Origin of the sequence: Desulfoluna spongiiphila, assembly GCF_900101345.1 — a bacterium.
GTDB lineage: Bacteria > Desulfobacterota > Desulfobacteria > Desulfobacterales > Desulfolunaceae > Desulfoluna > Desulfoluna spongiiphila.
This window is the reverse complement of sequence record NZ_FMUX01000018.1, coordinates 64187-90080: the sequence shown is the minus strand read 5'-3', so window position 1 is coordinate 90080 and position 25894 is coordinate 64187. Positions and strand designations below refer to the sequence as shown.

At 60.1% G+C, this 25894-nt stretch carries 23 protein-coding genes; 17 read left to right on the top strand and 6 right to left on the bottom strand.

What is annotated here, in order from left to right; genetic code table 11:
- Positions 1–166: 166 nt before the first annotated feature.
- The 4 genes from BLQ12_RS20200 to pyrE form a co-directional block, all read right to left on the bottom strand.
- Complete coding sequence (locus BLQ12_RS20200; RefSeq protein ID WP_092213488.1) at positions 167–1504, bottom strand: TolC family protein; 1338 nt, start codon at positions 1502–1504, stop codon at positions 167–169.
- Between the two features lie 67 nt (positions 1505–1571).
- Complete coding sequence (locus BLQ12_RS20195; protein WP_092213486.1) at positions 1572–4763, bottom strand: efflux RND transporter permease subunit; 3192 nt, start codon at positions 4761–4763, stop codon at positions 1572–1574.
- Positions 4760–5953: an efflux RND transporter periplasmic adaptor subunit gene (locus tag BLQ12_RS20190; RefSeq protein WP_092213484.1), complete on the bottom strand. Its 1194-nt coding sequence runs from the start codon at positions 5951–5953 to the stop codon at positions 4760–4762. The genes BLQ12_RS20195 and BLQ12_RS20190 overlap by 4 nt, the downstream gene beginning before the upstream one ends.
- A 409-nt stretch (positions 5954–6362) precedes the next feature.
- Positions 6363–6923 (bottom strand): orotate phosphoribosyltransferase, encoded by a 561-nt coding sequence (pyrE, locus tag BLQ12_RS20180; RefSeq protein WP_092213480.1) that lies wholly within the window; start codon positions 6921–6923, stop codon positions 6363–6365.
- Positions 6924–7218: 295 nt separating this feature from the next.
- Between pyrE and BLQ12_RS20175 the strand changes: the two genes are divergently transcribed.
- From BLQ12_RS20175 to BLQ12_RS20105, 15 genes are all read left to right on the top strand, one after another.
- Positions 7219–7926, top strand: coding sequence for a cell division ATP-binding protein FtsE (locus tag BLQ12_RS20175; protein ID WP_092213478.1), 708 nt, complete (start codon positions 7219–7221; stop codon positions 7924–7926).
- Complete coding sequence (locus tag BLQ12_RS20170) at positions 7923–8804, top strand: cell division protein FtsX (RefSeq protein ID WP_092213476.1); 882 nt, start codon at positions 7923–7925, stop codon at positions 8802–8804. The genes BLQ12_RS20175 and BLQ12_RS20170 overlap by 4 nt, the downstream gene beginning before the upstream one ends.
- An 8-nt stretch (positions 8805–8812) precedes the next feature.
- The gene (locus tag BLQ12_RS20165) at positions 8813–10174 is read left to right on the top strand and encodes a peptidoglycan DD-metalloendopeptidase family protein (protein WP_175469966.1); all 1362 of its coding nucleotides are present in this window, start codon (positions 8813–8815) and stop codon (positions 10172–10174) included.
- Between the two features lie 183 nt (positions 10175–10357).
- Entirely contained in the window at positions 10358–11602 is a 1245-nt protein-coding gene (locus tag BLQ12_RS20160; protein ID WP_092213472.1) for a S41 family peptidase, read from the top strand.
- Between the two features lie 262 nt (positions 11603–11864).
- Positions 11865–12806 (top strand): divergent polysaccharide deacetylase family protein, encoded by a 942-nt coding sequence (locus tag BLQ12_RS20155; RefSeq protein WP_092213470.1) that lies wholly within the window; start codon positions 11865–11867, stop codon positions 12804–12806.
- A gap of 283 nt (positions 12807–13089) precedes the next feature.
- Positions 13090–13401: a 50S ribosomal protein L21 gene (rplU, locus tag BLQ12_RS20150; protein ID WP_092213468.1), complete on the top strand. Its 312-nt coding sequence runs from the start codon at positions 13090–13092 to the stop codon at positions 13399–13401.
- Positions 13402–13553: 152 nt separating this feature from the next.
- Positions 13554–13808 carry a 50S ribosomal protein L27 gene (gene rpmA, locus BLQ12_RS20145; RefSeq protein WP_092213467.1) on the top strand — a complete coding sequence of 85 codons (255 nt, stop codon included), beginning with the start codon at positions 13554–13556 and terminating at the stop codon, positions 13806–13808.
- Positions 13805–14812, top strand: coding sequence for a GTPase ObgE (gene obgE / locus BLQ12_RS20140; protein ID WP_092213465.1), 1008 nt, complete (start codon positions 13805–13807; stop codon positions 14810–14812). The genes rpmA and obgE overlap by 4 nt, the downstream gene beginning before the upstream one ends.
- A gap of 225 nt (positions 14813–15037) precedes the next feature.
- Entirely contained in the window at positions 15038–16177 is a 1140-nt protein-coding gene (gene proB, locus BLQ12_RS20135) for a glutamate 5-kinase (protein ID WP_092213463.1), read from the top strand.
- 71 nt (positions 16178–16248) lie between these two features.
- Positions 16249–17505 (top strand): glutamate-5-semialdehyde dehydrogenase, encoded by a 1257-nt coding sequence (locus BLQ12_RS20130; RefSeq protein WP_092213461.1) that lies wholly within the window; start codon positions 16249–16251, stop codon positions 17503–17505.
- A 126-nt stretch (positions 17506–17631) separates the two neighbouring features.
- Entirely contained in the window at positions 17632–18321 is a 690-nt protein-coding gene (gene nadD, locus BLQ12_RS20125; protein ID WP_175469965.1) for a nicotinate (nicotinamide) nucleotide adenylyltransferase, read from the top strand.
- Positions 18318–18674, top strand: coding sequence for a ribosome silencing factor (rsfS, locus tag BLQ12_RS20120; protein WP_092213457.1), 357 nt, complete (start codon positions 18318–18320; stop codon positions 18672–18674). Before nadD ends, rsfS begins: the two co-directional genes overlap by 4 nt.
- Positions 18675–19084: 410 nt before the next feature.
- Positions 19085–20614: a 2,3-bisphosphoglycerate-independent phosphoglycerate mutase gene (gpmI, locus tag BLQ12_RS20115; RefSeq protein WP_092213455.1), complete on the top strand. Its 1530-nt coding sequence runs from the start codon at positions 19085–19087 to the stop codon at positions 20612–20614.
- A 291-nt stretch (positions 20615–20905) separates the two neighbouring features.
- Positions 20906–21427, top strand: a complete 522-nt coding sequence (locus BLQ12_RS20110; protein WP_092213453.1) for a type I restriction enzyme HsdR N-terminal domain-containing protein — start codon at positions 20906–20908, stop codon at positions 21425–21427.
- Positions 21428–21607: 180 nt separating this feature from the next.
- The gene (locus tag BLQ12_RS20105; RefSeq protein ID WP_092213451.1) at positions 21608–22258 is read left to right on the top strand and encodes a hypothetical protein; all 651 of its coding nucleotides are present in this window, start codon (positions 21608–21610) and stop codon (positions 22256–22258) included.
- A gap of 296 nt (positions 22259–22554) precedes the next feature.
- Here the strand turns inward: BLQ12_RS20105 and BLQ12_RS20100 are convergent, their stop codons facing one another.
- Both BLQ12_RS20100 and BLQ12_RS20095 read right to left on the bottom strand, forming a co-directional pair.
- The gene (locus BLQ12_RS20100) at positions 22555–23232 is read right to left on the bottom strand and encodes a zinc ribbon domain-containing protein (RefSeq protein ID WP_092213449.1); all 678 of its coding nucleotides are present in this window, start codon (positions 23230–23232) and stop codon (positions 22555–22557) included.
- 158 nt (positions 23233–23390) lie between these two features.
- The gene (locus BLQ12_RS20095) at positions 23391–24068 is read right to left on the bottom strand and encodes a YkgJ family cysteine cluster protein (RefSeq protein ID WP_175469964.1); all 678 of its coding nucleotides are present in this window, start codon (positions 24066–24068) and stop codon (positions 23391–23393) included.
- A gap of 173 nt (positions 24069–24241) precedes the next feature.
- Here BLQ12_RS20095 and BLQ12_RS20090 point away from each other — a divergent pair, with 173 nt between their 5' ends.
- Both BLQ12_RS20090 and BLQ12_RS20085 read left to right on the top strand, forming a co-directional pair.
- Complete coding sequence (locus tag BLQ12_RS20090; protein ID WP_092213445.1) at positions 24242–25387, top strand: DUF362 domain-containing protein; 1146 nt, start codon at positions 24242–24244, stop codon at positions 25385–25387.
- A 20-nt stretch (positions 25388–25407) separates the two neighbouring features.
- Entirely contained in the window at positions 25408–25707 is a 300-nt protein-coding gene (locus tag BLQ12_RS20085) for a hypothetical protein (protein WP_092213443.1), read from the top strand.
- Positions 25708–25894: the final 187 nt, after the last annotated feature.

The following is a 25894-nucleotide window of genomic DNA, read 5'->3' as shown; positions in this document are numbered from 1 at the left end:
AGCAGGTCACGAATGCGTTTTGCCCCTCGTTCCTCGGGTCAAATCACATCCGCCTTTAACGTAAAATTCATTCAAGAAGATTTTTAAAATTTGTTTGTTAAACTTTTCAAAAGTTTAGCCCCCGGCAGGGCCGCCGGAGGCGTTTTTTTTCTTTTGCTTTGCTGTCTCACCTGTTCAGGTTTGTTCCGGTGACCGATCGGATCTTTTCCCAGGCGGTGAAGAGGCTCACCCGGGCGTCCACGAGGTCGCCTTCGGCGCTGACCAGGTTGTTCTGGGCTTCGTTGAGTTTCACCACGCTGGTTTTTCCCGCACGGTACTCCTCTTCCACCAGCTCCCGGCTACGGCGGGTCAGGGCCACGGTCTCCTCCTGAAGCTTAACCTGCCTGTGGGCCGTGTCAATCTCTTCCACCGCCTCCCTCACCTCTTTTCTCACGGTAAGTTTTAAGTCTTCAAGGCTGTGGAGGGCTTCCCGCCGGGCCGCTTCGGCCTCCGTTACTTTTGCCCGGGTATCGCCGCCGGCAAAGAGGTTCATCTGAACGGTGACCCCGATGCTGCTGCCGAAATCATCCCCTTCGTAACGGGCATTGTCTTCCCGGGATCCGGAAAAGGCCCCTTTGAGGTTTACGGTGGGGTAGTACCCGGAGCGGGCGATGCCGATGGCGGTGTCTGCCTGCTTCAGGGCGGCATCATTTTGCCCAAGGTCGGGGCGAAGGGCCAGGGCCTCTGTGACCAGGTCTTCGGTGACAAGGGGGGCGGAGTCCCATGGACCGGTTGTCTCCAGCGGGGCCAGGGTGAAATCCTCCGGAAAGTCTTTTTCGTCAACACCCATGAGGGCTGCCAGGCCGGTGAGGGTCACGGCGTAGGTTTTTTCGGCGTTTATCAGGGACGAGGCGGCCGTGTTGACCTTGATTTTGAAGTTGAGGACATCACTCAATGAGCCTGCCCCCACGTTATGGCGGGCCTCGGCCTCCAGGAGCTGCCCGGCGTTGTAGTCTTTGTCCGACTGGGCGATGGCGATGTTTTCCGTCGCGCTTTGAAGGGCGTAATAGCTCTGGGCCACGCTGAAGATCAGGAGGCGGCGTGCGTCCTTTTCCGCCTCCACCGAGGCCGTCTCGCCGTACCTGGCCGATTTCAGGTTATACGATCTGCTGAATCCGTCAAACAGGGTCAGGGTTGCCGTAAGGGCAGCGTCGTAGGTGTCTCCGTCGTCAGAGAGTGTGGCATTGGCGGCGTCCTCCGTGTGGGTGAGGGAGGTGGTGGCGTCGAGGCTCGGGAGCCAGGCCGCCTGTTTTTGCCTTACCTGCTGCCGGGCCTGCTCAATGCGGTCCTGCACCGCGCGAAGGGAGGGGCTGCCTGCGACGGCGATTTCTTTTGCCGTGGCAAGGTCGAGGACCTGGAGGGAGGCCCCAGGGGTTGTGGCCGCCTGCTGGGCTGCGGCAGCCGGCAGGGAGGCTGCGAGACCCACCAGGCTGAGAAAAAAAAGCACGTGTGTTTTTAAAGGCATGTCTTGTTACCTGTGTGTCGAAGGATTCAAAGGGGTGGCCCCCGGCAGGGCTGCCGGGGGCGACGCGTTATGTGTCACTGCCTGTCCAGGCCGATTCGTCGGCCCGGCAGTCCTGGGGGCCGTCTTTAATTACCGGGGCCAGGGCACGCCGGCCGTCATGGATGACCACCATGAGGGCGGGGACCAGCAGGAGGGTGAGGACCGTTGCGAAGGTGACCCCTGCCGCCAGGGAGACACCCATGGGGACCATGGTGGCGGCGGCCGGGTCGGTCTCCAGGATCAGCGGGAGGAGCCCGCCCACGGTGGTGACGCTGGTGAGCATCACCGAGCGGAAGCGCCGGACGCCCCCGGAGACAATGGCCTCCATCATGGGCATTCCCTCTTTCATGTTTCCGTTGATGCGGTCGATGAGGACGATGGCGTCGTTGACCACCACCCCGGAGAGGGCCACCATGCCGAAGACGCTGAACAACGAGAGGTTCAACCCCAGGATGACGTGGCCGAGGGCCGCGCCGATGAGTCCGAAGGGCACGGTGAGGAGAATGATCAGGGGCTGGATGTAGGAGCGGAACATGGCGGCCACGATCATGTAGATGCTCAGCACGGCCAGGGGGTACCACAGGGCAAGGCTTCCAAAGGCTTCTTTGTCCTTTTCCGCGTTGCCCTTCAGGCGGACCTCCACGTCCCATTTTTTCTCCAGCTCCCTGAAAAAGCCACTGCCCAGCTCTTCCAGCACCTCCCCTGCAACGAGTTTGGTGCTGTTCACGTCGGCGCTCACCGTGACCTGGCGGCGGTTGTCGGTGCGCGTGATGGCCGAGTAGCCGGGGCGGATCTCCATGTTGGCAACGGCCTTCACCGGTACCATGGTGCCGTCGGGCGTGCTGACCATGAGGTCCTTGAGGCTCTCCAGGGTGCTTCGTTCTTCCTCGGTGTAGGTGACTTTCACGTCCACCTCATCGTTTCCCCGCTGGATCTTGACGGCCTCTTTGCCGAAGTAGGCGGCAAAGGCCTGGTTGGCCAGGTCCTTGACCGTTATTCCGAGGTTCCGGGCTTCCGGTTTCAGGGTAAAGCGGATCTCGTTTTTTCCCGGGGCGCTGTCGCTTTCGATGCGGAACACGCCGTCTATCTCTCGTAACCTTTCCATGACCTCGGCCGACGCTTCGGTGAGGGCTGCAAGGTTGTCCCCCTCAAGGGCGATCTCGATGTCTCCCCCCGGAGGGCCCCCGCCCCCTGAGGTGTAGGTGAGTTTTTCCACGCCGGGGATGTTCCCCACCTCCTGTTCCCAGGCCAGGCAGAGATTCCGGGTGTGGATGCCCCGTTCCGAGGCATTGAGCAGGGCCACCTGCACCCCGCCCAGGTTGGCGCCGGCACTGCCCATGGCTCCCATGTGGTCATTCACGGCCTGGCCGGTGACGGTGAGCATGTGATCCACCAGGGGGGCGCCCGATGCGGTGTCGGTTTTTTCCGCCAGGGAGAGGATTCCAGCTTCGATGCGCTCCACGGCGGCTTGGGTTACCCTGTAGGGGGTGCCTTCGGGGAAGGTCAGCTGGGCGGCCAGTTCAAAGCCGTCACGTTCCGGGAACATGTTGTATTTGAGGATCCCGCCCCGAAAAAGGCCCACAGTGGCTAGGGCTATGGCCACGGCCACGCACACGGCCAGGTAGCGGTGGGTGAGCACCGTGACCAGCACGGGGCGGTAGACGGTCTCGGCCACACGCTCCATGCTCGCCACGCTTCGGGCGTGAAAGGCTTCGACGGCGCGCAACAGGCGGAACCGTGACCTGATTTGCCTGTTGGGGTCCGGCAGGTTGGACAGGTGTGCGGGCAGGAGGATCAGGCACTCCACCAGTGAGATCAAGAGGCAGGCGATGACGGCCACGGCAAGGCAGACAATGACTTTTCCCATGGTGCCGCTGACGTGCATGAGGGGGACGAAGGCCAGCACGGTTGTGGCCACGGCGGCAAGGACCGGCATCCCCACTTCCATGAGGCCGTTTACGGCCGCGGCCAGGGGAGGGGCTCCCTTTTTTCTCTGCACATAAACGGCTTCTCCCACCACAATGGCGTCGTCGGCCACGATGCCAAGGACCATGATCAGCCCGAAAAGGGAGACGGTGTTGATGGTGTATCCGGTGAGCCAGAGGATGGCCAGGCCCCCGGCCAGGGAGATGGGGATGCCCATGCCGGCCCAGAAGGCCAGGCGGGTGTCGAGGAAGAGCCAGAGGACGACAAAAACGAGGGCCAGGCCCATGAGTCCGTTTTTTTGAAGGATTCCGATGTTGGTCCGGATCTCTGTTGTGTTGTCGGACAAGATGGAAAGCCTGGCACCGGGAGGAAGGGTTTGGTTCTTTTTTTCCACGTAGCGCATCACCTTGTCGGCAATGGTGATGGCGTCTTCCTGCTCGGTTTTTGACACCACCACCAGGGCCACCGGGGTGCCGTTTGCCCGGATGGAGAGTTTGTCCTGCTCGAAGTCGTCCTTGACGGTGGCCAGCTGGCCCAGGGTGATGCTCTCTCCCCCGGTGCCCGCCACCACGACAATATCGGCCAGTTCTTCTCCGGAGTATCGCTTGCCCACGGTTCGGACGCTGAACTCTTCACCCGAGGTTTTCACCTTGCCGCCTGAGAGGTTCATGCTGGAGTTTGCGATGACGGTGGCCACGTCCGAGAGGGTGAGTCCGTATTTGCGCAGGGACTCTTCGGAGAGTTCCACCGTCACCTGGTAATCCCGCGTGCCGTTGACGGACACCTGGGAGATCTCCGGCATGCGCTTGAGTTCATCCTCGATGGTGTCGGCCCACTCTTTGAGGGCTTTTTCACCCATGGCGCCTGTGACGCCTAACGTCATAACGGGGAAGGTGACGGTGGGGATATTGACCACGGGGTTCTCCGCTTCGTCGGGGAAGGTGGAGATCTGGTCGATTTCGTTTTTGACACGGTCGTAGACTTTTTCCGTGTCGTAGCCGTATTTGACGGTGATGACCGTTGCAGAGCTGCCCTCCGTGGAGGTGGTGGTGTAGGTGTCGATGCCCTCCACGGCATCGATGGCATCTTCCACTTTACGTGAGATGCCTTCCTCGGTGTCTTCCGGGGCCGCACCGTCCCAGGCAAGGTTGACGGTGACGGTGTCCAGGGTCATGGACGGAAAGTCTTCTCGAATCATGAGGCAGGCGGCCCCAAGGCCGGCAAGAAAAATGATCACCAGCAGGATGTTGGCAAACACCGTGTTGCGTGCAAAGGCTTCGGCGATTTGTTTCATCGGGTGCCTCCCGAAGCCAGCTCTTTGGGGACGGTAATGGTCAGCAGGGCGTTTTCAAGGGGGCTTGAAAGACGGCTGGTGATCACGGGGGTGCCAGTGGCAAGCCCGTCAGACACATAGGTGAACCCGTCCCGGGTGTAAGCCGTTTCAACCGGCACGGTTTTCAATCGGCCCTTGTGGGCGATGCGCACCTTGCCGTCATAGGTCACGGCATGGGAAGGGATGGGGATGACGTTTTCCAGAGCTTTACCCGGGATGGCCACCCGGCAGAACATCCCTTCGGTGACGGGAAAGCCCTTCCGGTCCTGTCGGTCGATGCGAACGGCTACATAGACGGTGCGGGAGGCGGCATCGTAGCGAACGACCCGGTCCAGGCTGCCCGTGGCCGTTGCCGTGCCGTCGTTCCAGGAGACGGTGCACGCCTTCGGGGTCAGGGGGCCAAACCAGGTGGCGGTGCTTTTGCCCGGGGCAAACTCCAGAAACATCGCCGCTTCGTCTCCCTTGACGGGGACAGATACCTCCAGGACGGCGTCGTCGGCAAGGGTCACCACCTGGGTGCCCGTTGTCACATACTGGTTCTGCTCAATGGCAACGGATTTGATCCGGGCCCTGAAGGGGGCCCTCACCGTTGACTTTGCAAGGCTTAGTTCCGTGTCGGCCAGGGAGTGCGCCAGCTGATCCACCGCGTCTTTTGCCGTGTTGTAGGCCTGCTCGGCGGTTTCCACGTCGGAGAGGCTGCCGGTTTTCATGGTGTCAAAGAGCTTCCGGGTTCGTTCGTACTCTTTTTTCAGGAGGTCCCGGTTGCGCTTGAGGGTTACAAGGCGGCGGGTGGCCGTCGCTTTTTCAAGGGCAAGGGTTTCGGTGTCCAGCCGGAAGAGGATCTCACCGGCCTCGATCACCTCCCCTTCCTCCAGGCGCGGATGAACCGCCACCACCCGACCGGAGATTTCCGGGCTCAGGGCCACGGTGTTCAGGGCCGTTACCTCGCCGTAGCCCGATATCACGGTCTGGACTTCCTGGGGACGGGCTTCGGCCACCTCCACAGTCAGGGGGATTTCCGGCAGATCAAGCGTACCGGGTGGCTTTTTAAGGCTGGCCAGTGCCTTCATGGCAAGAAGCCCGACAAGTAGGACCAGGGCGCACAGCACTGCCCTGGTTAAGGGGGTTCGATGGGTTGTTGTGTCCGGCATGTTTCTGTTCCTTGGAATGCATTGAAAAGTAACGGTTCAGTTCGCCTCCGGCGGGTCGCTTTTTGAAAAACGTTCCGGCTTGTTAAGGCCCGGCGTCCGGAAGGCTGGTGTGAGCTGAATGGTTGCCTTGGGAATCGTTTCTGTGATGGCATCAGGGTACGAGAAGGGACGTGAAACAGATGTGAAACCGGTGTGAAATTTTCGTGAAATCTCTGAAGGCGAGGGCATGGCGCATGGGCTTAGGGGCGCTGGCCGTGGTGAACGGTGGCGATGAATCCTTCTTTGCCACGGCTTCCGGGGTGTACTCCCCCCCCCAAAAAAAAAGAGCCATGGAGATGTATATCTCCATGGCTCTTTTGCGAACCTGGGGTGCAGGGGATTTATCCCCTGTCCGCCGGAGGCTCCTGTTTTACAGGGAAACCCCCAGGTGCTTCATGAGGTCGTCCCGGGTGATGATGGAGCGGACGTCGTCGACGTACTCCTGGACGTTTTCGAGGCCGCCTTCCTGGCGGTCGATGAGGGTGATGACGCGGACCACTTCGAGGCCCTGGACCCGGGCTCTTTCAATGGCTTTTATGGTGGAGCCGCCGGTGGTGATGACATCATCGATGATGACCACTTTTTCGCCCTTGGCCATGTCCCCTTCCACCCAGTTGATGATGCCGTGGTCCTTGAGCTCTTTGCGGATGGAAAAGGCTTTTATGGGCTTGCCGCCCAGCTCGGAGGCGAAGGAGGTGGCCACGGCGATGGGGTCGGCGCCGAAGGTGAGGCCGCCGATGCCGGCGATGTCCAGGTCTTTGACGGCGTCGAAGACGAGGTTGCCCACGAGGTACATCCCGCGGGGGGAGAGGGTGGTGGGCTTGCAGTTCACGTAGAAGTGGCTCATTTTGCCCGAGGCCAGCTTAAAGGTGGGCTCTTCGGAAAATTTGAAGGAGGTTTTGCAGACAATATCTAAGAGTTCGTTTTTCATGGAAGGTCCCCTTAAGAGTTCTCAATAAAAATCGGTTGCTTTTGTGCTAGGTGATGGCTATGTAAAAAGGTCACGGACAAGATCCGACCTGTAGATACAGGAAACCTCCACTGATGGAAGAAGCCATTTGGGATAGTCAGTGGAGGCTCGCTCGTAAGGAAAACCGTTTTGCGGCACTCCTTGACTCGTGCAAGTCCAATTACCAGAAAATGGGGTAAAAAATCAACGGGAATCGTTTCGGCGGAAATGGATTTTTCCCCAATGGGTCCCGCCACTTTCCCCCGGACCGGAGCCTATGACACAGCCAGATCCTGCGGACGACGCCGTCATCCGTCTCTTCAATGTCAGCAAGCGTTTCGGCGCCAAGCTGGCCCTTTCAAATATTACCCTGGATATCCGTAAAGGGGAGTGGCTTTACGTGACCGGCCCCTCGGGCGCCGGCAAGTCCACCCTCCTGAAACTCTTCTATCTGGGAGAGAAGACCACCAGCGGCCAGGTCCTCGCCTTCGGCACCAACATGAACCGGTTGACCGCCAAGGAGGTGCCCTTTCTTCGCCGCCGCTTCGGCATCATTTTCCAGGACTTCAAGCTCATCCCCAACCGCAACGTTTTTGAAAACGTGGCCCTGGTCCTGGAGGCCCGGGGAGAGCCCCGGAACATGATCGACAAGCGCACCAGAAACATCCTGCGCCACGCCGGCATGGACAAGCGCATGGATGCCATGCCCACGAGCCTCTCCGGCGGAGAGCAGCAGCGGGTGGCCGTGGCCCGGGCCATCGCCGGGCAGCCGGACGTGATCCTTGCCGACGAGCCCACGGGCAGCCTGGATCCGAAGTCCGCCGAGATCATCATCGGGCTCCTGGCCGCCTACCATGAAAAGGGGGCCACGGTGATGGTGGCCACCCACGACCGGGAGCTTCTGGCCCGGAAACAGGGGCGGATCATCCGCCTGGAAGAGGGGCGTCTTGTGGAGCCGGAGCCCGTGGAAGGGGGGCAGCCATGAAACGCCACATGAAGCGAACGCTCAAGGATTTTACAAGCCACGCCTTTCTCCACGGCATCACCGTGGTGACCATTGCCCTGACCATTCTGATTGCCGGGGCCCTGCTTCTGGTGGTGGAGAACGGAGAGTCGGTGATCTCCTCGTGGAAAAACGGGGTGCGGATCATGGTCTATCTTAAAGGAGGGGCTGCCTCGGCGGATGTGGAGGGTACGGGGCGCTCCCTGGAGACCATGGGGGGCGTTGCGAAGGTCACCTTTATCTCCCGGGACGAGGCCCTCACCGATTTGATGGAGAGCATGGAGGGGCAGAGTTCCCTTTTCGAGGGGCTGGGGGAGAACCCGTTGCCCGACGCCTACGAGGTGGAGGTGACCCCCGAGGCGGCGGAGTGGGAGCGGGTCAAGGCCATGGCAGCGGCCATGGTGAGGCTTCCGGCCGTGGACGAGGTGGAGTACGGTCGCTCCTGGCTGGCCCGGGTCTCGCACCTGCTGGGCATGGTGGAGGTGGCGGGGATTGCCCTGGCCGGACTCTTTTTTATTGTGGCCCTGTTTATTGTGTACAACACGGTTCGCCTGGCCCTGTACTCCCGGCGTGATGAGATTGAGATCATGCAGCTGGTGGGGGCCACGGGGGCCTTTATCAAGATTCCCCTTTACCTGGCCGGGGTGCTGGAAGGGGCCGCGGGATCCCTTCTGGCCCTTCTGGCCCTGTTCGGGGCCTACGCGCTCTTTGCTTCGGGCACCGGGGGCGGGGCCGACGCCTTTGAATTATCGTTTCTCTCCCTGGCCTCCATGGGAGGCGTGTTTCTGTATGGAATTTTTGTGGGGTGGTTCGGATGTTTTTTGTCTCTTCGAGAATTTATGAAAGAAGCCTCCTCCTGATCCTTGGGATGTGTCTTCTATGGGGGCCGGTGGCGGCGCTGGCCGGGGAGCCGGACCGTGCCGTGGTGGTGGCCGACACCCTGAATGTGCGGCGCCACCCCAAGGCCTCGGCCGAGGTGCTCTGGACCTTGTCCCGGGGGGACGTGGCCCGGGTGGAGCGACGTGCCGGGAGCTGGGCCCTGGTGCGTGTGGACCGGGGGCGTGGCTACATCGCCGTCTCCGAGCGGCTGGCCGTTCTCTATACCGAAAAGGCCCCCCGCACCGAGAAGAAAAAAGGGTCAAAAGCGGCCCCTGTTTCCGAGAAAAAAGCGAAAACCTCCCTGGTGGGCATCCGGGAGGCGGTGCGCACTGAGGAGAGAAAGCTCCTGGCCGTGCGCAAAGAGGAGCGGGCTGTCATCCGCGAGCTGGACCGGTTCAACGCCTCCCTGGCCCAGGCCCGGAAAAAGGAGCGGGAGCTCAACCGGAAGCTCTCCGCCGTGGAGGCCAAGGTGGGGGAGGCCCTGAAGGCCAAGGCCCGGGTCGAGGCCGATATCCGCACCGGCCGAAAACACCTCATGGCCCGCCTGGCCGCTTACCACAAGTTGAACCAGATCGGGGAGATGAACACCTTTGCCGCCTCGGGCTCCTTCCACGACATGGTGGTGAAAAAAAAGGCCCTGGCCCGCATCATGGGCAGCGATGCCGTGTTGCTTACCCGGTACACGGTCCTGCTCAGGGAGCGGGAGGCCGCTGAATCCCGGCTGGCCGCCGAGCGCTCTGCCCTTGCCGCTGCGGCCACCGCCCACGGGAAAGTCCTGGCCGATGTGGAGGCCCGGTACCGCAAGCGGGCGGCCATGCTCAAAGAGGTCCGGGAAAAGGAGGTGCTCAGCCTGGCGGCCATTGCCGAGATGAAACAGGCCGAGCGGGTTCTGGAGGCCAAGGTGAGGGAGCTGGCCCGCACGCGGAAAGCCCTGGCGGCGAAAAATCGTTTTGTTCGGTATAAAGGCTTGTTGAAATACCCGGTAACCGGTAAAATTATAAAAACATTCGGGCGTCACAAAGACCCCCGGATGAACGTCACCACCTTTGAAAACGGCATCAGCATCCGGACCCAGCGAGGGGAGCCTGTGCGTGCCGTCACCTCTGGGGAAGTGCTCTTCGCAGACTGGCTGCAGGGGTACGGCAACCTCATCATCGTCAACCATGGTGAGAGCTGGTACACCCTTTACGCCCACACCGACGAGATGTTCAAAAAGAAAGGCGATCGCGTGGATACGCGGGAAGTGATCGCCACCGTCGGGGACTCCAGCCTTTCCGGGTATCCCGATCTCCATTTCGAAATCCGACACCACGGCAAACCTCTCAACCCCGGCCCCTGGTTTAAAAAATAGAAGGAGCCCCCTCCGGCATCCCGGTAAAGACCCCTTTGACCCGGTTGCAGTCTGCTTCCGAAGTGGCTCGCCCCACGCCGGCGGAGACGCTGACGGGCATGTCCCCCGGCGCTCTGCGCCCCTGCGGTCAACCCCCGCTTTGACCCCGGCCGGTTTTTACATAATTCATGGAGACCCCTGATTATGAAGCGCGTGTATCTGATTGTGACCCTTGCCTGCCTGCTTGTGCCCCTCACCACCGGGGCCGCTGAAAACGGCACCTACCGAAACCTTCGCATCTTCACCGACGTCATTGAGGAGATCGAGCGGAGTTACGTGGACGAGCCCGATTCCGAGCAGCTCATCGAGGAGGCCATCAAGGGGATGGTCAACAGCCTGGATCCCCATTCGGCCCTCTTGCCGCCCCAGGCACACAGCGAACTTCAGGAGGACACCCGGGGGCGCTTTTCCGGGGTGGGCCTGGTGTTGGCCATCCGAAACGAGAAGCTGACGGTGGTCTCACCCATCGAGGGGTCCCCGGCCAAGGATGCGGGGATCCGGAACGGGGATGTCATCATCGCCGTGGACGGTGAGAAGACCGCCGCCCTGACCATGGAGGAGTCCATCAATCTCATGCGGGGGCCGAGGGGGAGCATGGTGACCCTCACCGTCCTGCAGAAAAAAGGGGGCAAGGAGATGCAGGTTACCCTGCGTCGGGATGAGATCCCCTTGCAGTCCGTTGCCCATTACGAACTGAAGCGGGGCTTTCCCTTCATCGCCGTCACCTCCTTCAACGACAGCACGGCCCGGGATTTTGAAGCGGCCCTTCTCGCCCATGAGGCCAGGGGGCCTGTCAAGGGCCTGGTCCTGGATCTCCGGGACAACCCCGGGGGGATCCTGCAGCAGGCGGTGGACATGGTGGACCTGTTCATTGAAGACGGGGTTATCGTCTCCATCAAGGGCCGCGCAAAAGAGCAGCGCCAGGTGTGGCGGGCCACCACCGACAAGCCGGTGCGCACTTTCCCCGTGGTGGTACTCATCAACGGCGGGTCGGCCAGCGCCTCGGAGATCGTGGCCGGTGCCATGAAGGATCACAAGCGGGGGCTTATCCTGGGCACCACCAGTTTCGGCAAGGGCTCTGTGCAGAACATCGTCCCCCTTTCCGACGGGTACGGGCTGAAACTCACCGTGGCCCTGTATTACACCCCGTCCGGGGTCTCCATTCAGGCCAAGGGCATTGTCCCGGACGTGGAACTGCCCTACCAGGAGATGGCCTTTACCCCGGAGGAGAAGCCCATGGCCGAGCGTGACCTGCCCAACCATATAGAGGCCAGTCAGAGCGAAGACGAAGAGCCCCTGCTCAAGGCACCGGAACGCCTGAAACGGGACAACCAGGTCCAGCGGGCCCTGGAACTCCTGCTCAGCCGGTCCATTTTCGGCAACGGCTGATGGGGAAGGGGGCGCTTTTTCCATGACCTCGCCCCCGCCTTGGGGTATGAAGGGGGGCGCTGTTCAGTTCAAAATGCCTCCGGCGGCCCTGCCGGGGGCCAAATGTTTAAAACGTTTGACAAACAGGTCTTAAGCAAGCCTTTCCAGGCTCCGCCGGAGGCAAGCTGAATGGTTGCGAAGGGGCAACATAAAAAATGGCCGTTGGGCCGATAACAGGCCACCATCGAGTGGCGATCACGAGCGTAACCGGGAAAGGGAGGCCATGGCAGGGGGCAAGAAAAAGAAAAAAAAGGGGAGCGCAAAGGCGCCTTCCCACAGTTCATTCGGCCGGGTGGCCTTTGCGGTGTCGCTTGTGGCGTGCATTGTGGTGGTCTCAGGGCTGCTGCTGATTCGGTACCTGCCCCCCCGGGTGGTGACCAAGAAGCATGCGTCGGTTCAGAAGTCCGATCTTGCCACCACTCCCCCCCAGTACGAGGTATTTGAAAAGCATGCGGTGCCGGAGCGTGAGGAACGCCCGGTGGCACCGCCGGTGTCCCACAAACCGAAGCTGGTTCTGATTATTGACGACATCGGGTACAGTGAGCCCGCGGCCTTTGATCTCATGGCCCTGGACCCGAACATCACCCTGTCCATTCTTCCCGGGAGCCCCCACGGCAAAGCCATTGCAGGGGTGGCCCGGAAAAAGGGGCTGGAGCTTATGCTCCACCAGCCCATGGAACCCAATGAGTATCCGAAGGTGGACCCCGGCCCCGGGGCGATTTTTTCCACCATGGACCCGGACCAGCTGCTCCGGACCCTGGAGGCGAACTTGACGGCCTATGACGGCGTCAAGGGGGTGAACAACCACATGGGCTCAAAGCTCACCTCCCTGTCCCCACAGATGTACCAGGTGATGACCCTTTTGAAAAAGAAGGGCCTTTATTTCATCGACAGCCGGACCTCGGCCAAGACGGTGAGCCGTTCGGCGGCCCGTCTCATGCAGGTACCCTTTGCCGAACGGGATGTGTTCCTGGACCACGTCCAGTCCCGGGAGGCCGTGGTGCGCCAGGTGAAAAAGATGCTGGCCATTGCCGAGAAGCACGGCAGTGCCGTGGGGATCGGTCATCCCCATAAGGTTACCTGCACGGTCCTTGCGGAGATGATGCCCGAGATCCACCGGCGGGTGACCCTGGTGCGTCCCTCCACCCTCGTGGCGCGTCCCTGATCCCGGCCAGGGGCAGAAGCTTTTGGTTGAATTTTTTTTTGTCATGGTATTGTAGGAGATTGACCATGATGTGATCGTGGTCCCTAAGGGTGCAATTTTTTTTCACCCGCGACATGTGAGACCCACAATGGAACCCTGGATTTGTCGGCATTTTCACGGGTGAGGGCTACCCTTACGTGAAAAATGCAAAATATTTCTTGACAAATCGCTTAAGGTTTTTAAAATGGTTGGGTTTTTTTGATCCAGAGGCTCAAGTTTGAAAGCACAATTGGGAGAATAAACTATGTATGCTGTAGTTGCTACGGGCGGCAAGCAATATAAGGTTCAGGAAGGCGAGATCCTGCGAGTTGAGAAGCTCGCCGGAGACGTCGGATCCGACGTGACCTTCGATCAGGTCCTGATGACCTCCGACGGCACCGATGTTGCCCTGGGAGCACCCCTCCTCGAAGGCGCCGAAGTGACCGGTACCATCGTCGAGCAGGATAAGTCCAAAAAGGTTCTTGTGTTCAAGTACAAGCGCCGCAAGCGGTTTCGCAAGATGCAGGGCCATCGTCAGCCCTATACCGCCGTTAAAATCAACACTATCAAGGCGTAAGTCGGTCGCTCCGCGTGCGGAGCATCCGTGGGACGTGATGCCTTAAAGAAAAAAGAGCGATAGACAGGTGCCCTCCCCTTGTGGTGGGCATTAGGCTTTTTAGCGGCATCACCTCCATACAGACACCTACACGGCTTTAAGGAGTATTCGAAATGGCACATAAAAAAGCTGGCGGCAGTACCAAAAACGGTCGCGACAGTAACGCGCAGCGACGCGGTGTGAAGAAGTTCGGTGGCGAAGAGGTAAAATCCGGCAACATTCTTGTTCGCCAGGTTGGCACCTCCATCCACCCCGGAAATAACGTCGGCCTTGGCAAGGATTTCACCCTCTTTGCCACCATCGACGGTGTGGTCAAGTATGAGCGCATGGGTCGCAGCCGCAAAAAAGTCAGTGTATATGCCGCGTGAAATTCATAGACGAAGCAACCATCACTGTTCAATCCGGTAACGGAGGAAGGGGCTGCGTCAGCTTTCGACGTGAGAAGTTCATCGAATTCGGAGGCCCCGACGGCGGCGATGGCGGCGGTGGCGGTGACGTGGTTCTTGAAGCCACGGCCGACACGCGCACCCTGTACGAGTTCAGGCACAACCGCCTGATCAAAGCCGAAAACGGCGGGTATGGTATGGGTGCCAAGAGACACGGCAAAAACGGTAAAGATATCGTTGTATATCTCCCTGCCGGCACGGTGGTTAGCAATGCAGAAACCGGGGAGATCATTCGTGACTTCGTGAACCCCGGTGAACGCTTTGTAATCGCCAAGGGCGGTCAGGGGGGGCGCGGAAACAAACGGTTTACCACGTCGCGCAACCGAGCCCCCCGTTTTGCCCAGACCGGAGAGCCTGGCGAAGCCCTGACCATCCACCTCGAATTGAAGCTGCTGGCGGATGTTGGGATTATCGGTTTCCCCAACGCCGGAAAGTCGACCCTCATTCGAGTCATCTCATCGGCCCGCCCCAAAACGGCCGATTACCCCTTTACCACCCTGACCCCCAGCATCGGTATGGTTCAGCATGAGTGGGGTGAACCCTTTGCCGTGGCCGATATTCCCGGCCTGATCGAAGGGGCCCATGAAGGCGTTGGCCTGGGAACGACGTTTCTCAAGCACATTGAACGCACGCGCATGCTGGTACACCTCATCGATGCCTCCGCCATCGACCCGGAAAACCCCCTGGCCCAGTTTGATGCCATCAACCGGGAGCTTTTTCTCTTCAGCGATACGCTCAAGGAGAAGGCACAGCTTGTGGTACTCAACAAGCTGGACATTACCGGGGTGGACGAAAAAGCCGATGCCTTTGAAAAGGCACTGGGAGACACGCCGGTCCTGCGGATTTCGGCGGCGTCAACCCATGGGGTGGACGTCCTCAAAGAGAAGTTGAACCAGGCGGTCAACGGCACCGAACGGGATGAGTAAGCAAGGGCACTGAGCGTGCCGTGCCCCTCATGCCGTTTTTGTCGTTTCCTTCGGCCCGGTACCCTTGGTTTTTCCGATTCTTTTGCGAGATCCCCGTGGATGATGCGTTTGTGATCCGTCACCGCGCGAAAGCGCCTCGCAACATGGCCCTGTGTTGTCACGAGGACCCGAATCATGGCATATCGCCACGCGGTATGGCCTGTTTGACGTTTTGCGAGGCTATCTATGGATAAAGATCAGAAACGACTTTTTGACAGCGCCCGACGGGTGGTTGTGAAAGTGGGGAGCGGGGTCCTCTCCTTTAACGGGGGGATCAATCACAACGTGGTGGCATCCATCAGCCGCCAGATGGCAGCCCTGACCCAGGGCGGCCGTGAGATGATCCTCGTCTCCTCCGGAGCCGTGGCCGCAGGGGTGGCCAAGGTGGCCCTGGGGCGAAGGCCCGCCAGCATGCCCGAGAAACAGGCCGCCGCCGCCGTGGGCCAGGCGGGGTTGATCCTGGAGTACGAATTGCGCTTTGCCGAGGCCGGGCTCAAGGTGGCCCAGGTCCTTCTCACGCGCAACGACCTTTCCCACCGGGGGCGCTACTTAAATGCACGCAACACCCTCAACACCCTTCTTGCCTGGGGGGTGGTTCCCATTATCAATGAAAACGACACCGTGGTGACCGATGAGATCCGTTTCGGTGACAACGACAACCTGTCGGCCATGATAGCCCTGCTTTTGGACGCGGACCTGCTCATCAACCTCACCGATATCGACGGCCTGTACGACGGCGACCCCCGGACCAACCCGGACGCCAAGCGTCTTGAGGTTGTGGAAAAGATCACCCCGGCCATCGAAGCCTCCGCCAAGGGGCGCCCCGGTGCCATGGGGACCGGCGGCATGTGGACCAAGATCGAGGCGGCGAAAAAAAGCATGGCCTCCGGTGTCCCCATGGTCATCGCCTGTGGTTCACGGCCCAAGGTGCTGACCGACCTGTTCGAGGGCATCGCCCAGGGGACCTTTTTCGTGCCCCGTGCGGACAAGCTTGGGAGCCGGAAACGATGGATCGGCTTCACCTCGCAAACCTTCGGTGAGGTCACGGTGGACGACGGGGCGGTCAAAGCCCTTGTGGAACGCGGAAAAAGCCTGTTGCCCAGCGGGATCCTCGACGTCTCCGGCGCCTTTGACGTGGGCGCGGCCGTGGCCGTATGCGACGCCCGGGGAAACGAACTGGGGCGCGGGCTTACCAATTTCAAGGCCGAGGACATCCGGGCCATCAAAGGATTGAAGACCGACCAGATCGCAGACTGCCTGGGATCCAAGGAGTACGATGAGGTGATCCATCGGGACAACCTGGTGGTCACGGTGGCGGCCCCTTAGGCGTTTGTTGCCCGGGCACCCGGAAGCACCCATTTCATCCCATTTTCATCTGATCAGGGAGTGATAGACCCATGAGCGTAGAAGCGACTATTGTTGAGATGGCCAGGCAGGCGAAAAAAGCGGCCCGAGACGTGGCTGCGGCCACCACGGATTGCAAAAACCGTGTTCTCACCTCCATTGCAGAGACGATCGAAAACCGGGCAGACGCCATCCAGGCGGAAAACTTGAAAGATATCGAACGGGCCCGTGAAATGGGCCTTAGCCCGGCCATGATCGATCGGCTCACCATCACGGACGCCACCATCGCCTCCATGGCGGGGGGGCTGCGCGATGTGGTGGCCCTTCCCGATCCCGTGGGTGAGGTCACCTCCACCGAGGAGCGGCCCAGCGGCATCACGGTGTCCCGGGTCCGAATTCCCCTGGGTGTCATCGGCATGATCTACGAGTCCCGCCCCAACGTCACCATTGATGCGGCCGGGCTCTGCCTGAAGGCGGGCAACGCCATTATCCTGCGGGGGGGCTCCGAGGCCTTCTACTCAAACATGGTCCTTGCCGGCTGCATTGCCGATGCCCTGGAAGAGAACGGCCTGCCCAAAGAGGTGGTGCAGCTCATCCCCATGCGAGACCGTGAGGCGGTGAATGTCCTGCTCAAACAGGAAGATTTCATCGACGTCATGATTCCCCGGGGCGGCGAAGGCCTGATTCGTTTTGTCACGGCCAACTCCCTGATCCCCGTGCTCAAGCACTACAAGGGGGTCTGCCACGTTTACGTGGACAAAGAGGCCGACTTGGAGAAGGCCAAGGCCATCTGCATCAACTCCAAGGTGCAGCGGCCCGGCGTCTGCAACGCCATGGAGACCATGCTGGTACACCGGGACGTGGCGCAAGCGTACCTGCCCCTGGTGGGGGCTGCCTTCAAAGAGGCCGGCGTGACCCTGAAAGGATGCCCCGAGACCCGGAAGCACCTTGCCTGGGCCGAGGAGGCCGTGGAAGCGGACTGGCCCGCCGAGTACCTCGACCTCACCCTGGCGGTGAAGGTGGTGGACAGCGTGGATGAGGCTTTGGAGCATATCGCGGCCTACAACTCCGGCCACACCGAATCCATCGTGACAACCAACGAGGAGACGGCCAAACGATTTGTCCAGGGTGCCGATTCCTCCGCGGTCATGGTCAACGCCTCCACACGGTTCAACGACGGCGGCGAGCTGGGCCTCGGCACCGAAATCGGCATCAGCACCTCCAAGCTCCACGCCTTCGGCCCCATGGGCCTCGAAGAGCTCACGAGCCGGAAGTTCGTGGTCTACGGAGACGGACAGATCAGGGGCTAAACAGTCCCGGCTTCGCCCGTGTCTGAACGCTGTCTGCTGGCCTAACACGTACCGAAACGTTTTTTGCGGAGCTTTTTTCAAAAAAAGCGACCCGCCGGAGGCATACAGAGCCTTTACCTGATGGGAATGGAAGAGACAAAAGAACAGAGCCGGACAGGCCAGGTGGTTATTTTCGGTGGCACCTTCAACCCGGTTCACCTGGCCCATGCCCATGTGGTGAAAGAGATCCTGAGGCTCATTGTGCCCGACCGGCTCTATGTGGTTCCCGCGGCGGTGCCGCCCCACAAGCAGGGCCGGAACATCGTCTCGGCCGAGCATCGGGTGGCCATGCTGGAAAGGGCCATGGAAGGTCTGCCCGTGGTGCTCTCGGACGTGGAGCTGAAGCGGGAAGGCAAGTCGTTTACCGTGGACACCCTGCGGGCCCTCAGAAAGGAGGTTGCAGGCGATGCGGAACTCTACCTCACCATGGGGGTGGATGCTTTTTTTGATTTTCACACCTGGCGGGACGAGAAGCTGATTCTCTCCATGGCCGGGATCATTGTGGTGAACCGCCCCGGAACCCCCCACGGCGATCTGCCCGTGGAGGAGCTGCAGGGCTACCTGACCGACCATATCGACTCCGGATACTCCTGGGACCCGGAGCGGAAACGCTTCGTGCATCCGTCCCTGTGCGGGATTGTTCCCCTCTCGGTGACCCCCGTGTCGCCTTTGTCATCCACGGATGTCCGGACATGCATTGAACAGGGAGACCGCCCGACGGATCTGCTCCACCCGGAGGTTCTCCGATATATTGAAGATAAAGGATTGTACAGATGACCCAAGAGCTGGATCCCCGACTCGTCTCCATCATCAAGGCGGTGAAGGGTCGAAAAGCAGAAAATATCAAGGTGCTGGACGTGCGCGAGCTCACCTCCTACACCGACGTCTTCATCCTGGCCAGCGCCCGTTCCACCCGGCAGGCGGCCGCCATCGGTGAATACATCAAAGTTGAACTGAAAAAAGAGGAGATCAGCCCCATTACCGTGGACGGCCTCAGCGAAGGCTCCTGGGTGCTCCTCGATTACGGGGACGTTATCGTCCACGTGTTCTACGATGAGACCCGCGATTACTATGACCTCGACGGGCTCTGGGCCGATGCCGTGGTTATCGACCACGAGGGCATCGAGTAGAGCATGGAACGACCGGTTAAGAAGGGTGCCTGAGGGCACCCTTTTTGCGTTTTGGGGAAACAGGTTATAGAAAACAGGCCTACAGGTCATGGGGCCGCTGTCCTGCTGTCGGGCACGCTGTGCCGATATTTGTTGAGGGTGCCATCCCACCGGCGTGTGAGGGATCGCGTCGGCAACCTTATCACCCAATCCGAAATGGGTCGGGCGACCCTGCTATATCCATGACCTGACAACGCTTGAATAATCTACAGCTTATGAGTCGGGCGAAGCCCGATCCGGAGGCGGATGCACTTGGCTCCGAGGAACGAGGAGCAAAGCGCATTCGCAATCAGCTTTCGAGGTGGCTCACCTCGCCGCCGGAGGCATGCTTTTCGGGCTTTGCTGTGTTGCGATTCAAAAAAGGAGAGACCATGACAACCGTACGACCCTGTATGTTGATGATACTGGACGGCTGGGGCCTTCGGGCCGATGCCGAGGGCAATGCCGTGAAGGGGGCGACCACCCCGAATCTTGACGCCCTTGCCGCGAGCTGCCCCACCACCACCCTGGCGTGCTCCGGCAAAGCCGTGGGGCTTCCCGAGGGGATCATGGGCAACTCCGAGGTGGGGCACCTGAACCTCGGGGCCGGGCGCGTGGTCTATCAGACCCTCCTGCGCATTGATCGTGCCATTGAAGAGGGGGATTTCTTTGAAAACGAGGCCCTGGCATCGGCCATGGAAGCCGTGAAGAAAGGGGGGAACACCCTTCACCTTATGGGGCTCGTCTCCGACGGCGGCGTCCACAGCCAGCTGACCCACCTCAAGGCCCTGGTGCGCATGGCCCACCAGAAAGGGGTGGAGACGGTGCGGATCCATGCCATCCTGGACGGCCGGGACACCCCGCCGGACAGCGGGAAGGGCTATATCGAGGACCTGGGCGCCTTTCTGGCAGATTTTCCCAACACTCGCATCGCCACCCTGTGCGGCCGGTTTTACGCCATGGACCGGGATACCCGCTGGGAACGCACCGAAGCCGCGTACCGCCTCTACACCGAAAGCGAAGGCATTACCGAGACCGATGCCGCAGCTGCGGTGGAAGGCGCTTACGGCAGAGGGGAGACCGATGAGTTCGTCAAGCCCGTGACCCTGGCCACCGATGGCGGCGCCATCACGGACGGCGATGCTGTGATCTTCTTTAACTTCCGCGCCGATCGTGCCCGTCAGATTACCCGGGCCATGACCGTGGACGGATTTGATGGCTTTGTCCGGGAAAGCAAGCCTGCCCTGGCCTCCTATGTCTGCATGTCCCTCTATGAAGAGAGTTTCCAGTTACCCATGGCCTTCGGGCCCCAGCACCACGACGGCATCCTGGGCGAGGTGGTGAGCAAGGCCGGGCTGCCTCAGCTGCGCATCGCCGAAACCGAAAAGTATGCCCACGTCACCTACTTTTTCAACGGTGGGGAAGAGAGCCCCTTTGACCTGGAAGAGCGCTGCCTCATCCCATCGCCCCGGGAGTTCCCCACCTACGACCTCATCCCAGAGATGAGCGCCGTGGCCGTGGCCGACGAGCTGGTCCGCCAAATCGAAGAAAAAGACCACAAGCTCATCGTCGTGAATTTCGCCAACATGGACATGGTGGGGCACACCGGCATCATGGAGGCCGCCGTGAAAGCCGTGGAGACCGTGGATGCCTGCGTGGGCCGCGTGGTCAAAGCCTTCCAGGCCAAGGGCGGAGCCCTTCTGGTCACCGCAGACCACGGCAACTCCGAGCAGATGACCGACGGCAACGGCGGGGCCCACACCGCCCACACCCTCAATCCCGTCCCCCTGATCCTCGTGGACGGAAGCCGGAACGGCGCCAGCCTGAAACCCGGCAAGCTCGCCGATGTCGCCCCCACCCTCCTGGACCTTATGGGCCTGGCCAAGCCCGAAGCCATGACCGGCGAGTCGTTGATCGGGTAAGGTGTAGAAAAATCCAAAAAGCGGCCTCCGGCGGCCAACCTTTTAAAAAGGTTGCCAAACAGGTCTTAAAAACAATTCAGTTTGATCTGAATCAGAGGCGAATGTGATTTTCCCTGAGGAACGAAGGGGAAAGCGCATTCGCAACTGCTTTCGAGGTGGCACACCTCGCCGCCGGAGGCATCGCTTTTGTTTTCTGCTGAGTCCTTTGTGGCTTCACAGTTTTTTCTTGCAGCTTTCCATCGTCAGGGGTAAATTCCTTGTTTCGCAAATTAAAACAGGAAGGAGAGGACCATGGCGTTTCTGACAGATCTCGAGTTCATGAAAGATTTCATCACCGGCAACAGGGTGCCCCTTGTGGGGGCCGAGCTCAACCGTCAGCAGGTGGAGCAGTATCTTGTGGAGGTGCTGGGCTACGAGAAGGACGCCGTGGAGGTGGACAAAAAGCTTGAGTTCACCGCCGCCGGAGAACCCTGGAAAACCAGACTTGACCTCGTGGTCCGTGCGGGGGAGACTCCCGTCATGGTCATCAAGTGTGCCGCCGGGTCCCTCGGTTCCAGGGAAAAAGAGGCGGTCTCCGCCGCCCGCATTGCCTTTGACGCCCCGGTTCCCCTGGCCGTTGTCTCCGACGGAAACACAGCCCTGGTCTTCAATACCCTCACCCGCAAGCAGGTGGGCGAGGGCTTAAATGCCATCCCCACCCCTGCCCGGGCCGCAGAGATTGCGGCGGCACCCGCAGAGCCCCTTGCCCCCAAAGAGCTGGATCGTGCCCGTATTGTCTTTCGATCCTACGACTCCATGAATATCAACAGATAAATGCCGCCTTGTGAGCCCCTGAGTCGCAGAGGGCTCGGAGAAAAAATTTGAAGCATGCCTCCGGCGACCCTGCCGGTGACGTGGCATGCGCAATACAACTTGTGCGGTTTGTATCTCCCCGTCTTTGACGCCAATCCCATGAATTGTTCCTCGTTGGAACGATGAAAGGCAGAACACACCATGGCGCGTTTTGTGGGTATCGATGTGCAGGTGAAGCGACCCTGCTGCTACGCCGTCTCCGATGAGGACGGCGTCATTGTGGGGTCAGGATGGTTCCGGGACGTTCTGTCGTTTCGAGATGAGCTGGAGCGCCGTTTTGCAGGGCACGCCCTTCATGTGGGCATCGACGCCTGCAGGGTGCCCCTGACCACGTCCCGCCCCTGGTACTGGGATCGCTCCAAGGGGCGATGGCGGCCCAAGACCCATCGGGACAAAGGGTATGGGCGCCACTGCGAGGTGGTGATCAGCGCCCTGGGGCTGGCCAGGCCCCAGTGGACCCCCACCCTTGATGCGGCGCCGGAGTGGATGAAAATCGGTTTTTCGCTTTTTAAATCCCTTGATGAGATTGCCGTCACCCACGAAGCCTTTCCCTCGGCCATCTACACGTTGCTTCACGGCAACACCGACATTCGCCTCACCCTCGATTTTTCCCAATTTGCCCCAGGGCCCAAGGACATGCTGGACGCCTGCCTTTTGGCCGCATCCGTTCGGCGATTTGCCTCCGGCCACGGCGCCGAGGTGGGGGGTGGAGACGGGCTGGGCACCATCATCCTGCCCGGGCCCGTGCCTGAGAACAGCATGCCGGAGCTCTTTCGCTGGCCGGGAAAATAGGGAATAGGGTGTGCCAACCCGGTTAAAGATGCCTTCGGCGACCCTGCCGGGGGGCAAACTCTTGAAAAGTTTGATAAACAGGTTTTAAAAACAGATTTAGTTTAATTTGAATCAAAGGCGAATGTGATTTTCCCTGAGGAACGAAGGGGAAAGCGCATCCGCAATCTGCTTTCAAGGTGGCACACCTTGCCGCCGGAGGCTGCTTTTATAAAACAAAAAGCCCCTCTGCACATCGTCTGTGCAGAGGGGCTTTTTTGTTGATGCAATGGCGTATGGTTTGAGCCGGATCGGGCGACTTACTGGCCCGCCACCTCTTTGTTGCAGTGCTTGCAGACCTTTGCCTGCTTTTTGATGATCTCGGCGCAGAAGGGGCATTCTCGAGTAAAGCAGCGCGTGTGGATTTTCTTGATGGCTTCGTTGACGGTATCCTGGAGCTTGGCCATGCCGAATCTGGTGTTGCGCAGGGGGTCGATGGCTTCGGTGTCGGCTAAGTCGCCGAGCATCTCCGCCGCCTTGAGGCGGACTCGTCCGGGCTCCGAAGTGTCCATGGTCATTTTGAGGAGTTGGACGAGGTCATGGTTGACATAGCAGTCCGCAAGGATGGAGAAGCCGGACTTGATAGCCTCTTCCTGGGCGGCCTGCTGGGCCATGGTCTCGTCGGTGATGATCTGGCCTTCGCCTCCCATGTGGCTGAACACGGGGAGAAGCTCGTAGTTGTCTGTGCCGGGGTAGTTCATGCAGCGGTAGGATGAGACCTGGCCCACCTGCTCCAGGAGCTCTTCCCAGCCCCCTTTAAAGAGCGGGCAATCGTCGTTAAAACAGATAAAGAGAAAGGGCTCGCCCCAACCAAGGCCGTCCCCGCAGGTGATTTGGGGAACTTCCCAGATCTGCATTTCCTGGTTGCAGTGAGGGCAGTTGGGTTTTTCCAGTGCCAGGACCCTTTCCAGAGCTTCTTCGCGGGTTTCGATGTTCATCACATTCTCCCTTTCTCGCTTATTCGCTTAGGTATCTTTCTGTCCTGCTGATTCCGGCAGGTGCATCATTTTTTTTGATGAATACGATCAGCCTAAATAGTAACGCCCAATGGCTGTTTGTCAATAGGGGGGCGCATCTTTGGCGCGGCCGGATCGTTTTATCCCTTTTTTGCCTGAATCTCCTGCATCATTTTTCCCACGACGTCGCGGTGGGGGGGCGGCACCATAAGGACCTGGGCCGGCCGGTTGGCAACGAAGGCATCGCTCGGCGGGGTGAGGGTTTCCACCTCGTGGGCCGTGCGGTTGTCTTCGTTTTCCAGAAGCAGGAGAATGTCGGTGAGGTTGCCGGTGAGGCCCTTGTCGTCGGTGTGCTCGATGTACTGCATGAGCACGTTGTTGACGGTTAAGGTAATCTCGTCCATTTCGGCAAAACCTCCGGTTTCGCAGCGGCTCTGGGAGACCATGCTGCGGCAGGCAAAGGGGCGCGCCTCGTAAGCCTGGCAGAGGCCCTCTCCGGAGAGGAGGGGACAGGCTCCCCAGCCGGGGTCGCTGGGCTCTTCGGGGACCTCGTCCCCGGCCATGCACAGATCGGTGAGGCCGTTGATGGTGTACGTGGGAATCTGTCGGGGTTTTTGGGACTCCTGCCTGACGAGGTCCATGAGGTGGGGGGCTTCCGTTGCGATCCAGTCGAAGAGGCGCCGTCCCTCCAGGGTGGTGAGGGTGACGTTTCGCGTGCAGCACGTGGCGCAGCCTTTGGCGCAGGCCAGTTTTTTTTCGGGCACCTGGGTCTCGTGCACCGAATAGATGATGTCAAGGGTCTTCAACCGGGCGTCCATGGAAATCTCCTTCTGTTGCGAGGGTGTTTCGCCATGGCCGGACAGGCCTTTTCCTTTGTCGAAACATCCTGTTCTCTCACTTGAAGCGGTGTATGGCATGTGGCATAGTGATGGTTTATGCCACACTCGACCTAACAGGTTCTTATCCGATGATGCAACGAAAAAGGAGACCCATGGCTTCCACCGTCTACCACATCGACCTGCGCGCCACCTTCCAGGAAAGCCTTCCCGAGAAAATCGGCCGCCTCGTCGAAACCGCAGGCCTTGACACCGTTTGTACCGACCGCGAGCTCACCGCCGTGAAAATTCACTTTGGCGAAAAGGGCAACACCGCCTTTATCAACCCCGTGTTCGTCCGGAAAATCATCGACAAGATCAAAGAGACCGGTGCCTCCCCCTTTCTTACCGATACCAACACCCTTTACGCAGGCACCCGAAGCGACACCCCGTCCCATCTCACCACCGCCGTGGAGAACGGGTTTGCCTACTCTGTGGTGGGGGCTCCCGTGATCATCGCCGACGGGCTCAGGGGCCGCAGCGACGAAGAGGTGCCGGTGAACGGGAAACATGTGGAGACCGCCTACGTGGGGGCGGACATTCACCACGCCGACGCCCTGGTGGTGCTCTCCCATTTCAAAGGACATGAGCTCTCAGGGTTCGGCGGGGCCTTGAAAAACCTCGGCATGGGTTGCGCCTCCCGGCGCGGGAAGCTGGCCCAGCACTCCACCGTCAGCCCCAAGGTCAAGCGTAAGAAATGCATCGGCTGCGGCATGTGCACCACCCATTGCCCGGTTGACGCCATTGCCCTGGAGGCAACGGACGGAAAGAAAAAAGCCTCCATCAACCCCGAGACCTGCATCGGCTGTGGAGACTGCATCGTCGTCTGCCCCACGGGCGCCGTCCAGATCCAGTGGAACCAGTCGGTCCCCTCATTCCTCGAAATCATGATGGAGTACGCCAAGGCCGCCCTTGCGGGCAAAGAGGGGAAAACCCTCTTTGTCAGCTTCATCACCGATGTCTCCCCCTTGTGCGACTGCATCGGCCACAGCGATGTGCCCATCGTTCCCAACATCGGCATCCTTGCCTCCACAGACCCCGTGGCCATCGACCAGGCCTGCGTGGACCTCGTCAACGCACAGCCCGCCAACCCGGGCTCCTGCCTGAAAACCAATACCGCCCCCGGCGAAGACAAGTTCAAGGGCCTCCACCCCCACGTGGACTGGCCCCTCCAGCTGGCCCACGCCGAAGAACTCGGCCTGGGCTCCCGGGACTATGAACTGGTCAAGCTGGAGTCCAAAGGACTGAAGCTCAAAGGGTAGGATCCCAAGGAGGACAGATCATGGTGATGTTCCTGACCGCCGTCGGACTGATTCTCTTTTTCGGCGGGGTGGTGGCCGTTGTCTGCGACCCGCCCCGGAAGATGCTCAAGTTCATCGCCCTGGTGATCTTTTCCGGGGCTGTTTTGCTCGGCGGGGCGGCTTATGTCGGGTACCAGCATGAGGCATACCGGGCAAAACAGGCCGACTCCTGGGGCTCCGTGGAAGAGATAGAGAGACGATCGCCCGTCAAGATCGGGGATAAATGGTATAAGATTGTGTTGCTTGAAACCGAGGGGCCGGATGCCCACGCCACCGACTGAGCCAGTCCGGTTAAAGATGCCTCCGGCGGCCCTGCCGGGGGCCAAACTTTTGAAAAGTTTGAGAAACAGATTTTAAAAACAGACTCAGTTTAATCTGAACCAATGGCGAATGTGATTTTCCCTGAGGAACGAAGGGGAAAGCGCATTCGCAACCAGCTTTCGAGGTGGCACACCTCGCCGCCGGAGG

Excerpts from the sequence above, each read along its gene's own strand:
- gpmI (WP_092213455.1), top strand. The coding sequence starts at position 19,085 with ATGACAACCGTACGACCCTGTATGTTGATGATACTGGACGGCTGGGGC.
- rpmA (WP_092213467.1), top strand. The coding sequence starts at position 13,554 with ATGGCACATAAAAAAGCTGGCGGCAGTACCAAAAACGGTCGCGACAGT.
- rsfS (WP_092213457.1), top strand. The coding sequence starts at position 18,318 with ATGACCCAAGAGCTGGATCCCCGACTCGTCTCCATCATCAAGGCGGTG.
- BLQ12_RS20195 (WP_092213486.1), bottom strand. The coding sequence starts at position 4,763 with ATGAAACAAATCGCCGAAGCCTTTGCACGCAACACGGTGTTTGCCAAC.
- BLQ12_RS20200 (WP_092213488.1), bottom strand. The coding sequence starts at position 1,504 with ATGCCTTTAAAAACACACGTGCTTTTTTTTCTCAGCCTGGTGGGTCTC.
- BLQ12_RS20165 (WP_175469966.1), top strand. The coding sequence starts at position 8,813 with ATGTGTCTTCTATGGGGGCCGGTGGCGGCGCTGGCCGGGGAGCCGGAC.
- BLQ12_RS20105 (WP_092213451.1), top strand. The coding sequence starts at position 21,608 with ATGGCGCGTTTTGTGGGTATCGATGTGCAGGTGAAGCGACCCTGCTGC.
- proB (WP_092213463.1), top strand. The coding sequence starts at position 15,038 with ATGGATAAAGATCAGAAACGACTTTTTGACAGCGCCCGACGGGTGGTT.
- BLQ12_RS20190 (WP_092213484.1), bottom strand. The coding sequence starts at position 5,953 with ATGCCGGACACAACAACCCATCGAACCCCCTTAACCAGGGCAGTGCTG.
- BLQ12_RS20085 (WP_092213443.1), top strand. The coding sequence starts at position 25,408 with ATGGTGATGTTCCTGACCGCCGTCGGACTGATTCTCTTTTTCGGCGGG.
- BLQ12_RS20100 (WP_092213449.1), bottom strand. The coding sequence starts at position 23,232 with ATGAACATCGAAACCCGCGAAGAAGCTCTGGAAAGGGTCCTGGCACTG.
- BLQ12_RS20170 (WP_092213476.1), top strand. The coding sequence starts at position 7,923 with ATGAAACGCCACATGAAGCGAACGCTCAAGGATTTTACAAGCCACGCC.
- nadD (WP_175469965.1), top strand. The coding sequence starts at position 17,632 with ATGGAAGAGACAAAAGAACAGAGCCGGACAGGCCAGGTGGTTATTTTC.
- BLQ12_RS20090 (WP_092213445.1), top strand. The coding sequence starts at position 24,242 with ATGGCTTCCACCGTCTACCACATCGACCTGCGCGCCACCTTCCAGGAA.
- pyrE (WP_092213480.1), bottom strand. The coding sequence starts at position 6,923 with ATGAAAAACGAACTCTTAGATATTGTCTGCAAAACCTCCTTCAAATTT.
- BLQ12_RS20095 (WP_175469964.1), bottom strand. The coding sequence starts at position 24,068 with ATGGACGCCCGGTTGAAGACCCTTGACATCATCTATTCGGTGCACGAG.
- BLQ12_RS20175 (WP_092213478.1), top strand. The coding sequence starts at position 7,219 with ATGACACAGCCAGATCCTGCGGACGACGCCGTCATCCGTCTCTTCAAT.
- rplU (WP_092213468.1), top strand. The coding sequence starts at position 13,090 with ATGTATGCTGTAGTTGCTACGGGCGGCAAGCAATATAAGGTTCAGGAA.
- BLQ12_RS20130 (WP_092213461.1), top strand. The coding sequence starts at position 16,249 with ATGAGCGTAGAAGCGACTATTGTTGAGATGGCCAGGCAGGCGAAAAAA.
- BLQ12_RS20160 (WP_092213472.1), top strand. The coding sequence starts at position 10,358 with ATGAAGCGCGTGTATCTGATTGTGACCCTTGCCTGCCTGCTTGTGCCC.
- BLQ12_RS20155 (WP_092213470.1), top strand. The coding sequence starts at position 11,865 with ATGGCAGGGGGCAAGAAAAAGAAAAAAAAGGGGAGCGCAAAGGCGCCT.
- BLQ12_RS20110 (WP_092213453.1), top strand. The coding sequence starts at position 20,906 with ATGGCGTTTCTGACAGATCTCGAGTTCATGAAAGATTTCATCACCGGC.